General features: G+C 33.8%; 7 protein-coding genes. All 7 read right to left on the bottom strand.

Features of this window, described 5'->3' with window-relative positions; translation table 11 throughout:
• A partial coding sequence (locus HOG71_15455; GenBank protein MBT5992244.1) for a T9SS type A sorting domain-containing protein occupies positions 1-2,303 on the bottom strand: 2,303 nt, incomplete at its 3' end.
• A gap of 2,723 nt (positions 2,304-5,026) precedes the next feature.
• A complete protein-coding gene (locus tag HOG71_15450; protein MBT5992243.1) occupies positions 5,027-7,453 on the bottom strand; it encodes a T9SS type A sorting domain-containing protein in 2,427 nt (808 codons plus the stop codon).
• Between the two features lie 61 nt (positions 7,454-7,514).
• On the bottom strand, positions 7,515-7,661 hold the full coding sequence (locus HOG71_15445; protein MBT5992242.1) for a hypothetical protein: 147 nt from the start codon (positions 7,659-7,661) through the stop codon (positions 7,515-7,517).
• 373 nt (positions 7,662-8,034) lie between these two features.
• The gene (locus tag HOG71_15440) at positions 8,035-10,425 is read right to left on the bottom strand and encodes a T9SS type A sorting domain-containing protein (GenBank protein MBT5992241.1); all 2,391 of its coding nucleotides are present in this window, start codon (positions 10,423-10,425) and stop codon (positions 8,035-8,037) included.
• A gap of 66 nt (positions 10,426-10,491) precedes the next feature.
• Complete coding sequence (locus tag HOG71_15435; protein MBT5992240.1) at positions 10,492-10,644, bottom strand: hypothetical protein; 153 nt, start codon at positions 10,642-10,644, stop codon at positions 10,492-10,494.
• 112 nt (positions 10,645-10,756) lie between these two features.
• Entirely contained in the window at positions 10,757-13,069 is a 2,313-nt protein-coding gene (locus tag HOG71_15430) for a T9SS type A sorting domain-containing protein (GenBank protein ID MBT5992239.1), read from the bottom strand.
• A gap of 395 nt (positions 13,070-13,464) precedes the next feature.
• A partial coding sequence (locus tag HOG71_15425; protein ID MBT5992238.1) for a T9SS type A sorting domain-containing protein occupies positions 13,465-13,838 on the bottom strand: 374 nt, incomplete at its 5' end.

Below are 13,838 nucleotides of genomic sequence, written 5' to 3'. Positions count from 1 at the left end.
TAGGAATTATCATCATTTTCTACCTGAACAACATAATAGCCAATCGCTAGGTTCAAATCTATTTTAGTATAAAAATCGGTTGTTTGTGTTTGGTATACTTCTTTTCCATTTAAACTGAAAATACGGATCGAATGATTAGTATATTCATTATTCAATAAATCAACGATTAATGAGCCTTTACTACTGTAGATATTTGCATCTGCTTTTTCTACTACGCTTTCTTCATCAATTTCTGTAGTTGCCATTACAATCGATTCTGGCTTAGAAAAATGGATGACAAATCTGTTTGCATCATCCTGAACATCAGCATTAAATGTATAAGCACCTGTAAGCATATCATGAATATTAGCTGTTTTCAGATCTTCCAGAAATACAGTTACATTGGCATCCATATTTTCAAGATCCAACATGATATTAGCAATGCCTGAAGTCCTTGTATTGCAATACAGAGGAATGGAAATTTCTTCCTTTACTTCAGGAATTGAATTGATAGATAAATCCATGCCTTCGATTGATTTGGTATACAGTTGAGGAATTGATAAATTGTAACTGAACATCTTGTCAGCATCAAAATCATCATCAAATTTAACTGTTGACTTATCGGTAAAGCGGATAACTGTTTCATCACTATATCCATTTTCGGCTAAAACCTTGATTCTTAATAATTCATCACTAACAACATCATCTGAACGTGGTTTCAGGTTTTTGGAATGAACTTTTGTGTTTTTAGTGGCTTTTACATTACCATTGGTATTTGATGATTTGATAAAAAATGCCTGCGTTGGAGGAATATATCTTGATCCACCATTGGAGCCCACTCCGTTTACATAAGATGAAATACTTTGGTTACCGGGATTCCAAACGTAAACACCATCTGCCGAATTTTTCTTCGACCAGCCATTGTGTTTCCAGTCAATGGAAGCAGGATATGGATTTACAATGAGATTGAACCCTTTGCTGCTTGAACCCTTTTTTGTTATATTGGAAGTTTGATCACCATCTCTGAAAGTTCCTTCAAATCGAATGGTTACATCATTCTTGAAATATACATCATAACCTTTTGTAACATCTAAATTTTCATTTGCTCCATGCTTTTGCCAGCACGAGTTTGCTTCATCGTATGAATAGATGGCTCCTCCCCAAAATACATTACTTGAAACGCTGGTTATAGGAATAGCCACATAGTGCCAATCGCCACCTTCCAGGAATAACTCGAAAACAGATGTTCCACTACCAGTCATGCTGCCCAATTCAACATAGGTAGCGCAATCATTTTCATTGGCAATAAGTACAAATTCACCATTGTTTTTAATTAAACCGGGTGCATTTCCTTGATCAGTATTGGTAAACATCCCTTTAATAGTCAGAACTCCATTACTGCCAATGGTAAGAATTCCCATATTACCACTAACTTCATAGGTGGCAGCAATTGTTAAATCGCCATTGTTAATGAAATCGCCTTGTTTGTAATTTATAAAAACACCGCTGACATTGATTTCATCTGAATTAGTAAAATCAGCTACGTTTAGCAAATCACTTGTAATATTGATGATTCCACTATTGGTGAATTCTGCATCATTATTATTGATGAGTTCTCCAGTAGTGAAAGTTCCTGTATTTGTAAATTCTCCAGAATAGTAATTATGTAAATAGTTGGAAATGTTTAAAACACTATTATTAATGACTGTTGCTTCATTCAATAAATTGTCAGTAATGCTTAACGTTCCATTATTTGTAAATGTTCCATAATGACTCTCTAAGTCATCACCAATAGTAATAGTACCCGTATTGGTAAATGCTGCGTCATTATGCAAGACATCATTTACGCTTAGGCTTCCACTATTGGCAAATGTGCCGGAATTTTGCAAATCATCACCTATGCTTGTATTGCCACTGTTTGTTGCGCTTGCATTTGCATTAATGGTTAAGTCATAATACACACTTAAAGTTGATGCATTATTCAATGTTCCATAAACATACAAATTTGAAAGCCCCAATGTTCCATTGATAATAACTTTACCACCAGGCTTCACATTGATGTAACGACTTCCTTGTAAAGTGGCTGATGATTGAATGGTCAAAATACCATAAACCGTTAAGTTTCTGTTTAAGGTAACGCCATGTTTGATAGTTACATTTTGGTTGGTGCCAATTGTTGTTCCGGGATAACCTGAACTCCAAGTACTGCTATTGGTATAATAGCCATTACTATTGGTTTCATAGTTTGCTGAAAAAATGGAAAATGAAAAAAGAGTTAAGAAAAGGATGGTTGTTGAAATCCGTGTAGTGCTTTGTTTTTTCATGATTCTGTTGTTTAAGTTGCTCATACTCACTTTTATGTATCATATCACAATAGTAGTAGTTCAATTCGGATTCCAAACTCCTAAAGTGCTGGTAAACAGCGATATAGGCTTTTTGCGAAATCACCTAAGTTTCCATGAATGAGCAATTTGTCTTGTTTTGGGAATATCGGTTTATTTGAGAATATTTTGATTTTGTATAGCTTTAAATTAAATAGGAGGGTAGAAGTGGAAAATTGAAGAGATAATTGATAAGGTGATTTCGATATAAAATTCTGTTTCTCCTTTATTAATCTGTTATGTTTGGTAAAATCCAGCCTGCATCGCCTTCGCGTAGCTATGGCAGAGCAAGGCGACAAGATACAGTTTGGGCACAAAATCAATAAATCGAAAATATAACAATAGTCATTTTTGTAAATTACAAATCCGGATGTTATATCAGTGTGTCCGATTACCAGTCGGACTTCTGGCAGATAAATCGGACATACAAGCTAATGTAGAGGCTTTCTCAAAAGTCATAAATTTTATTCTGTGGCGTCATTCCCATGAAAATGGGAATCTCATAATCAACAACTTAGAGATTCCCGCTTTCTTGCTTTCGCATAGCTTTAGACGCTTAGGCTAAAGCTTCAGCGGCAGCATGCGAAGCAAAGCGCGAGAATGACGGTCTGAAGGACTTGATCATCAATTTTCTTTTGAAAAATTGCATCAGGAATAATAAATTGGAGTTTGCTGATGTGAAGAATAATGAAACAGCTTAAAATTTGTAAAAATTCAACGGTATATTTTTTAAAGCCACAGATTAACAGAAGTTTCGTTAAGGTCATGAAAATAAATCTGTAAATCTGTGGCAATATTCACATTCTAGGTTCAATAGCGGATATTCACAAATTAAACCTGATTTTTTGCTTGTAGTATGGGCAAAAAAAAAGAGCCCCTGGGGGCTCTATCGGAAAACATTTTACACTATAATATTTTTAATATTCTATTTGTTGGCAAATGTTAAATGGTCTACTGTTAAGTACTAAATTTAGTCCATTTATTTGCTAATTTGCATGTCTGATACATATTTTGCAAATGCGCTATTTTGAATGTTGGTATTATTGTGAAAATAATAGGCAACTAGCAATAGGTAACTCAGGACTAACAGTGTACGCTTTGTTTGTTTAAGCAGTTTCATCGCTTGTTGGTTTTTTGTTTGCTAAATCAGGATTCTTATTTCTACCAACTGATTGTATGTTTTTGCTTACAATTATTTATACAGTTCATGGCAAAAAGGTTACCCTGAAAAATAGTATTTATTTTCACTTTTTTTCTTTAAGAAATGGTTTGTAATGCTATGGGAATCAAAGCTCTGAGTTATTTTATAAAAGCGAGGGCTTACGATAAAAAACACAGTATTTTTCACCTCATCATTTGAATAGTATATTCACTCCCGAAAGCATCTTATCTCGTATTTGAAGATCATTTATTAGCCTCTCAAACTGAACTCAACAGTCATATTTATGCCACTGATTCACAGAAATTTCACTATCCTGCTAAAAACAAATCTCTAAATCTGTGGCAATTTTTACCCCATATGTGCGATAGCGTATATTCGAATCACATTATAAAAGCATCATCTATATTTCGTCCTTACAGGACTTTCTATATTGTCATTAATTGTCCTACAAGCATTTTGTCCCTACAGGACAGAAAACCAAGAAAACTAAAATCTATATGAATAAACTTAATTGGCAATTTATTTTTACGTTAATCCTTTATTATACCACAGACATATGAGTTGTAATTACCATTCATATTTATGCCACAGATTTACAGAAATTTCACTATCCTCCTAAAAACAAATCTGTAAATCTGTGGCAATTTTTACATCATATGTGCGATAGCGTATATTCGAATCACATTATAAAGCATCATCTATATTTCGTCCTTACAGGACTTTATATATTGTCATTAATTGTCCTACAAGCATTTTGTCCCTACAGGACAGAAAACCAATAAAACTAAAATCTATATGAATAAACTTAATTCACAATTTATTCTCTTTTAATGGTTAAAACCCTGCAATTCTTTGTAGCTAATTAGTTTCTATAAATACCTATAATAGAAATCATAAATTCCAATGATCAAATCACTCCGCAGGAGTCCTTCGGACAAACAAATCGCAAAATATAATAATCAAATTTGTATATCCGCTATTGTACAACTAATTTGCCCCTTCCCTAAAACCTGCCCGACATAGTTCAGGCAGGGGAGCAAATTGATTTTATTCATACCCTATAGGGACAGGGCAAGTGAAGAAAATCTTGTGCTTATAGTGGTAATGTAACGAAGATTCATATAACCAAACTTCAAAATCTCTCTGGATATTCAATACTGTTTGGTTATTGAAATTTTTGACATTGGTTATTTTTTGATATTTGTTGATTTTTTTTTGGTTTTTAGAAATGAATTTCATTCAAATCCATAGTGGTTTAGTTTAACGTTAATCCCTTATTCTACTGCAGACATATTTTTTGTTATAATATTCATATGTAGGCCACAGATTTACAGAAATTTCACTAGCCTCCTAAAAATAAATCTGTAAATCTGTGGCAATTCTTACATCCTAGGTTCAATAGCTAATTTTCAATTTATTTTATTCATTCCATAGTACAATTGCTAACAAAAAAAACAACCATAAATCGAAACTTATGGTTGTTAACTAAAAGGTTAGGTTAAGGCTAATTCACAAGTAATTTCTGTGTATAGCTCAGTTTGCCATTATTGATTTGAACTGTATAGAATGCAGCAGCTGCATTAAGTTCAATTCTATTATATGATTCTTTGGTTTTAAGTTTTTTAACAACTTTACCAACCATATTGTAAATTCTTACCGTGCTTTCTTTCTCAAGTCTACTATCTTGTTCAATAACGATAGCACCGGCAGATGAATATGCTTTAAATGATTGATCTTCTTCATTATTTACAACATCCAGCGTTATTTTAGTTGTATCGGCAGTAACGGCTGATTGTTTTGCAAAATGTATAATGAATCGGAAATCTTCATCCTGGACATCTGAACTAAATGCATAAGGTCCGGTAAGCATATTGTGGAAAGTTTTGAGTTTCACATCTTCCAAATATACATCGCAAATGTCTATTGTATTACGCAAATCCAACTCTATTGAATTGTTTCCGCTTACTCTTGCTTTCATATATAGGGGAATGGAAACTTCTTTCTTAACTTCTGGAATTGAGTTGATAGAAAGATCTGTGAAATCAGACGATTTTGTATAAATCTGTGGAACGGCAATATTGGTACTCCACATTTTGTCAGCATCAAAATCTCCATCAAACTTAATGCTTGAATTGCGGTTAAAACGAATGACGGTTTCATCTGCAAATCCATTGTCAGCATGAACTGTTAACTTTAATAATTCGTCATTTGTTTCCACTTCGTCACTTCTAAACTTTCCATTTCCTTTATGTTTACGGGAATTGTTTTTAGCTTTAACATTTCCTGACGAACCAGTACATTTAACAAAATAGCCTTGCATTGGAGCTATGTATCTGCTTCCTTTATTATTACCTACTCCATTCACATAGGAAGTAATATTTTGGGTTGCCGGATCCCAAATATATACACCATCCGCGATATTACTTTTATTCCAGCCATTGGATTTTTTCCAGTCAATGGCTGATGGATATGGATTAACAATTAAATTATAACCTTTACTGGATCCAGTTTTCTTTGTAGATATGGTTTGATCTGAATTTCTGAATTTTCCAATAAATTCAATGGTTTTATCATCCTTGAAATAAACATCATATCCTTTTGTTACATCCAATGACTCGTCATTAGAATGTGCAGTCCAGGTTTCGGTTGCTTCATTAAATGAATAGATAGCACCACCCCAGAATACATTACTGGAAGCACTTTCGATAGGAATGGATACATAATGCCAGTTATCACCACTTAAAAATAGTTCGATTACACAATTACCACTGCCTTTAATGGTTCCTCCATCAATTAGTGTTGCACTTCCTGTTGATGTTGATTTCAAAACAATTTTTCCATTGCTGTTATTGGTGCAAGTTCCATCATTATCAAATGTTTCGAAAACATTGATCGTATTATTATTGGTTACAGGATCGTTGTTATCAAATTCATCGATATTAATAATACCTGCATTGGTAATACTACCATCGTTTTTAAATTCTCCATTGCAAGTAAATACTCCACTACTTCCATTGACCAGATCATCCTTATTGTCAACATCTGAGTTTACGGTAAAGGTTCCGTTATTTGTAAATTCACCTGCAGAAAATACATAATCATCTGCAACTGTTACTGTTCCGTTATTTGTAAAATCAGCATATGATCCTTTACAAATCAAGTTTTTATTGCATATTATACTACCTGTGTTGCTTACAGTAACTGTAGCATGATTAATAGTAAAGTCTTCAATTACTTGCAATGTACCGGAAATGACAACTCCATCGGAATAATAGATTTCATTGCATTTACCACCAACATAGGTATTTCCTTCAAAGCTGGCTGTTCCATCAATGTAAATAATGTCGTCATTGATGTATACATCGTCCTTGAACTTTACATCCGATTTCCAACTCATCAGGAAATCATCATGAACATATAATTCATCATTAAATATTATGTGTGCACCAGTTGAGCTATATTTCATGATAGCATAAATCAAAAGATCGTCACCAACTTCACACAAATCATTGAAAGTGGCTGTCACATTTCCCTGAACATACAGGTCATATTTAGTTTGTACTACGCCTGTACTAATTAGAGTACACCTATTATACAAATAAATGTTGGCTACATAAATACTTCCATAAACTTTCAGTTCACTCAGTCCACGCATCCATAAATACTTACTTGTACTGTTTAATGCTCCATTCTGATTAATAATGATATCTCCATAACAACTGACATTAGAACTCATGGTGACAGCGTGATTAATGTTCACGACATCATTTGAGCCCAAAGATGTTGGAGGGCGTTGGTTATTAACCCAGGTATTGGTTTTTGACCAACTACCACTTTTTGCAGAGGTGTAGGTTTTTGTAAAACCGCTAAAGCTAAATGCTATTAGCAGCATAATTAAAATAAAATTTCGTGTTTGGTTAAGTTTTTTCATGGTATTGTTTTTAGTTAGGTTTTTTAGATTCTTTCATTTCTAAAAACAATTTTTCATATATTTAATGGGTTAAGTTTGTTTCTTTATCTTGTTCATAGCATTCGTAATAATCATCAATAATTTCAATTTTGTTTTGCTCATTTGCTGGCAAGAAGACCAGAGCCAGTGCAAAAGCAATAAGGATAAATGCTATTTTTAATGTTTTCATGTCAATTTTTATGTACTATGCTAACTGTTTATGCTTGAAGTTTTTGTTCAAAGCTTTATTGGTTGGCTGTTAAAACACATCAGCCTCTGGCTTTGGATAGTACTATTTTTTTGAATTAAATGGTATTTGTAATACGATTACTATCTACTTTAACTGTTAGGATAATTTGTTTCATTCTTGTTTGGTTAACATTAAGCTTAATCTTGGTGTTTCCATTTAGTGCAAAATGTAGATATGCTTATGTTTATATTTCTATTCCGTTGACTAATAAAAGGTTACCTTGTTATCATGATTTATTTTATGTTGTTAAAAAACAACCACAGGTTAAAAACCCGTGGTTGTCCGGATAAATGAACTGTTCAACCGATTTATCCTACCTAACGAGAACTTTATTTGTATAGATTTGCTTACCACTTTTTATTTGAACAGTGTAATAGGCAGCTGCAGCATCTAATTCAATTCTATTATATGTTTCTTTGGTTTTAAGTTTTTTAATTTCTTTACCAACCATATTGAAAATTCTTATTGTGCTTTCATTTTCAAGTCCATTGGCTTGTTCAACAACAATTGCTCCTGACGATGAGTAAACTTTGCAGGATTCCAATTTGGTATCTTGAATATCTAAAGTTACCTTATTGGTATCGGCAGAAACTGCATTTTGCTTGGTAAAATGGATAATGAAGCGAAATTCTTCATCCTGAACATCGGAAGTAAATTCGTAAGGACCAGTCAGCAGATTATGGATGCTTTTTAGTTTCACATCCTCCAAATATACATTGCAAACAGAAGTCGCATTTTTCAAATCAAGTTCCATTGTATTTTTCCCACTTATTCGTGCTTTCATGTAAAGTGGAATAGAAACTTCACTGGATACTTCAGGAATTGAATTGATGGATAGATCTTGAAAATCTGCTGATTTAGTATATATCTGCGGAACGGTAATATTATTACTCCACATTTTATCAGCATCATAATCACCATCAAAATTTAAACTCGACTGATTACTGAAACGAATGATAGATTCGTCATAAAATCCATTTTCAGATGTTGCTTTCAAAATTAAAAGCTCATCATTCACATCTGTTTCGGATCTGAATTTGGATGATTTATTATGCGTTTTTACATTTTTTGTTGATTTAATGCTCCCGCCTGAACCACTGCATTTAACAAAATATGCTTGCATAGGAGGGATGTATCTGGATCCTGAATTAGTTCCAACTCCACTAACGTAAGAAGAAACATTTTGATTATCGGGATTCCAAATATAAAGTCCATCATTTGATTTCTTCTTTGACCAGGAATTACTTTTCCAATCAACTGTAGTAGGGTAGGGGTTAGCAATTAAGTTGTAACCTGCGTTATTACCTGTTCCATTTTTGTGTATGGTTGCTGTTTGATCTCCATTTCGTAAAGTACCTACAAAACTGATGGTTTTGTCGGTTTTAAAATAGACATCATAACCTTTGGTCACATCCAGATTTTCGTCATTTATGTGCTTAGTCCATTTATCAGTTTCTTCATCAAATGAGTAAATAGCACCTCCCCAAAATACATTACTTGATGCAGTGGTTGTTGGAATGGCAACATAATGCCATTGAGCGCCTTTCAGGAATAGCTCAACTTTTGCATTGCCGGTTCCATTCATGGTTCCATCGTCAATAAATGTTGCATAATTGTTTGCATCATTTACCAAAACAAATAAGCCATTGTTTTTGATTAAGCCAGAGTTACTATTCTCGAACATGCTTTTTACAGTAAAAGTTCCATTGCTTCCAATGGTAATAGTTCCTCTGTTTAAGCTAACATTATCAGATGCTTGTATAACAAAGCTATTGTTATTCAATATGGAGCCTGAATTCTGACAACTAAATTCTTGTGAAACAGAAACGTAATTGTTGTTTATTATATCTCCATAAATTGTTAACTCATCGTTAATAGTTAGGGTTCCGCTATTGGTTATAGTTGCTGAATTATAGATGGTCAAGTCGTCAGAAATAGTTAAAACTCCGCTAGTTGTAAAAGTTGATGAACTGTAATTATTCATGTCATCACCAATTGTGATAGTACCACTATTTATCCATGTTGTTGAATTATAATTATACATATCCTCAGTAACAGTTATAGTTCCACTATTGGTAGCCGATGACGAACTGTAACAATAAAACTTCTTGATACTAATGGTTCCACTATTGATCATACTATTTCGATAGAAATAAAAATAATCTGAAATTGTCAGGTTTCCTGAATTTGTAAAATATTTGTAATTTTTTACATCATCATTTACACTGCAAGTACCACTATTCGTGAAAATACCATCGTTATAGAGTTCATCATTAATGTTAGTGCTACCACTTGATGAGAAATTCCCACTGGAGTAAATTGTGAGATCATCTGAAATATTGATTGTAGCTGTACTGCTTAAGGTTCCATAAATTGTGAAATCTTTAACTCCCAGTGTTGAATTAACTACTATTTGACCTCCAGATTTAAGTGTAATGTTTTTTGAACCAATTAAGGAGGCAGATGATTCGATAACCAAAGTACCATAAACTGTTAAATTCTGATCTAAATTGATCGTATGTTTAATGTTTACAGTGTTATTAGAACTAATAGTAGTTCCCGGCCGGCTATTATTATTCCAGGTTGACTTGGTGTTATAATTGCCATTTTGGGTGGTTTCATAAGTTGCTGCAAAACTGCTGCTCATTAATAAAACTAAGAAGAGAAGAAAAGTGAATTTTGATCTTAGTTTGTTTGTTTTCATATTTTTTTTGTTTTAGGTAGGATTTATTAGGTTAGATTCTTTTCCTTTCAAAAAACAGTTTATAATTTATAGGGTTAAGTTTGATTCGATAATTTGTTCATAGCATTCGCTATAGTCATCCACCATTTCATTTGTATTCTGCGTGTTCTCTGGAATAAACGCAAAGGCAAGAGCTAGTATGAAGTCGAGTAGTATGAAGGTTAATTTTAGTGCTTTCATTTTTTTGTTCGGTTTGGTAGGAAGGTACTCATTTCAGTTTGTTTGGGTTTTGCTAAAATGAGTACCTTTTGTTCAAAGATTGGTTAATCTAAAATTAATAATATGAGAAAATTTACCTGATTACAATTTTTTGTGAATAGTCATATTCGCTGTCTTTAACATTGACTATGTAATATCCACCAGGGGTGTTATCGAGATTTACTTTATTCATGGAAGTGGTTAGGCTTCCGTTGTAAATTTCATCACCCAGCATGTTATAAATACTTACTTGGGCATGTTCCAACTCATAAATGTCGATGTAAACATGCTTATTATTGCTATAAATGTTAAGGTTTTCTTTTTCGGATTCATCAATTCCATTTGTTGTTTGCGTTTCAACTGTCTGTAATGGAGTGAAATGAATAATAAAGCGCTCAGGGTTATCATGGACGTCTAATTTAAAGTTAAGTTTGGATTCTTGTTGAAGGTCATAAATTTGACCATCTTGTAGATCTTCAAGATAGAGTTGTGTGTATTCATCAAATTCAGCGACATTTACTGAAATCTCGTAATCACCTGTGCTACCTACTTCTGCAATTAATGGAATAGATACATTTTCGTTTAATCCTGCAAAAGTATTGATGGAAAGTTCTTCCAAATCAGCACTACGGGTATATATCTGAGGTGTTAAAATGTTAAAGCTTTTCACTTTAAAAGCATCATAGTTGCCATCAAAGTCATCAGTAGCATAGGGATCAAAACAAACTACTGCTTCATCACTATAGCCATTTCCACTAATTTTAAGTTTTAACATATTGTCTTTAGCATTTTGGCGAAAAGAGGTGGCTGTTGTATGTGTTCTTGTACTATTGGTCATGGCTATAGAACCACCACCCGTATTTACACGTACAAAGAAACCTTGTGATGGAGCCACATAGCGAGTTCCTCCATTGGTTCCAACACCACCTACATAGGTCGTTACATTACTGATGTCGGGATTCCATACATAAACTGCATTGTTTACATTGCTTTTAGTCCAGCCACTTGAGGCATCCCAATCCAAAAATGAAGGATATGGATTTCCAACCAGATTCCAACCTTCTCCGGCTGCTCCTGTATAACTTATGCTTGTTGACTGGTTTCCGGTTATAAATGTTCCTGAATAACTTACAACACCGGCTGCAGTTGGCTTATAATATGCATCGTAGCCTTTACAAATGCTTAGGTTATCGCCAGCTTTTTTAGATACCCAGCTAGCTGATGTTTCATCAAATTCATAGAGGGCTGATCCCCAGAATAAATCGGCTGTTGGATGTGAAATAGGTGCTGATACATAATGCCAGCCTCCGCCACTAATTGGGCGTTCAATTGTATACGTTCCACTTCCAGTTACTGATCCATTATCAATAAAGGAAGCATTTTCTTTTACATTTAAGGTTCCATAGTTTGTTATTACACCACCAACAGTTAATGATTTTTCAGCATTAACTGTCAGGGTTTTACTTGTACTGATTGTAAGGTTCATCATACTGGCATCCGCATCAATATTGATATCGTGATTGATCAATACAATGGCCCAGTCTGAGTTTGGAACAGAAGTACTAACCCAGCTTGTAGCTGTGTTCCAGTTTCCAGTTAAGGCGGTAATATAGGGTACAGGTGCTGTAGAATTAATCCAGTCACCATTATCCATATTATTTAATGTACCTGTTATGCTGTTTGCACTATTATCGGATAAAGCTGTTCCTGTACCATCTGTCATTTTATAATATGCTTTCAAATCATCACTGACTGAATTGCTATAATTTGGATGTGAGGTAGTTAATTCGCGGTGAATCCAGTCTCTGAGTGTTATCACAGACAATGCTTCATCCCAAATCCGTACTTCTTCAATTTTACCTTGAAAGTAATCGGGGCCTCCTTGAAAAGATGTTTGTGGAAATCCACCATTGGCTACATCAGCACCAATTAATGTTGAATTAGTAGGATTATCATCAATAGGATTGTTTCCATAAGCATCATCGGTATCTCTTAATACACCATCGACATAAAACTTTGTATAACGTGAATCGTATGTCATAGCAAAATGATGCCAACCAGCACTTAAACTTGATAAAGCATATCCGGGTTTGGCAAGGTTACCATCGCGCCAGAGCCATCCTTGTATTTCTGAACCTGCTGCATTGACTTTTATTTGCCAACCAGCGCTATTGTGCTCATTACCTATTAAAGTACCATCTGAAAGTGAAGACCAATTGCTGGCATGTGCCCATACTTCAACTGTTACATAATCACCAGCTTTTATGGTAGAATTTGTTCCTAAATTAATATAATCGTTTGTACCATCTAATTCCAAAGAATATCCTTGCGAAAATGCATCACTAAACGATAGTAATGTGCAAAGAACAATGGGGAGTAATAATTTGGCTGTTAAACGATTCTTCATAGCTTTATTTGTTTTTTGTTTCTAATAGAAAATTAAAAGTTTGCCTTAATTTCATCGGTTGTATTTTTTCAGTTCTTGGGTCATAAAGCATAGCTCAAAACTATTATATTGCGAATAGCGATTGCAAAACTTTTTTTTATAATGGGTTGTAAGTTGGAGAAGATCAGTTTTTAAGGTGATGAAAAAAAATCTTTTTAGTATCAGGTTTTGCTGAAAATTGGCCATTTGAGTAGTCAGACGAGATGAAAAATATATTGTAAATGGGAAAAAAAACAAGCGGGAAGATGAAGAAAATCGATGCTCGGGATAATGAAAAAAAAAGCCTGACAATTACGCCAGGCTTTGAACCGAAAATGATGTGAAAAGGGTGTTAGGTAGGATGTATCGAAAGATACTTAGTTTATAAAAACTTTAAAGACTTCATTGCCTACGATTGTGCTGATTTCTACGAAATAATAACCAGCTGAACAATCCATAGAAAATGAATGGATATCCTGATTTTGGATTTGTTTTTGAGAAACCTGTTCACCAAGCATATTATAAACTTTGATAGTTGCTAAGTTGGTTTCTGCACTTCTTGTATCGATGAATAGTGTTCGATGGGTTGAAAAAACATTAATACTTCTCATATTATTTTCATTTATTTCGGTGCTTGTATTTTCATTTTCAACTAAAGTGGCTGTGTGATTTACATGTAATAAGAATCTTTCTTTACTATCGGTCACTTTGCCGTGGAAGTGATAAGTACCTTGTTTTAGGTCAAATATTT

It is taken from the genome of Bacteroidota bacterium (genome assembly GCA_018698135.1).
GTDB lineage: Bacteria > Bacteroidota > Bacteroidia > CAILMK01 > JAAYUY01 > JABINZ01.
This window is presented reverse-complemented; position numbering and strand designations above follow the sequence as displayed.

Coding starts and splice junctions, on each gene's coding strand:
- HOG71_15450 (MBT5992243.1), bottom strand. CDS start 7,453: ATGAAAAAACTTAACCAAACACGAAATTTTATTTTAATTATGCTGCTA.
- HOG71_15445 (MBT5992242.1), bottom strand. CDS start 7,661: ATGAAAACATTAAAAATAGCATTTATCCTTATTGCTTTTGCACTGGCT.
- HOG71_15440 (MBT5992241.1), bottom strand. CDS start 10,425: ATGAAAACAAACAAACTAAGATCAAAATTCACTTTTCTTCTCTTCTTA.
- HOG71_15435 (MBT5992240.1), bottom strand. CDS start 10,644: ATGAAAGCACTAAAATTAACCTTCATACTACTCGACTTCATACTAGCT.
- HOG71_15430 (MBT5992239.1), bottom strand. CDS start 13,069: ATGAAGAATCGTTTAACAGCCAAATTATTACTCCCCATTGTTCTTTGC.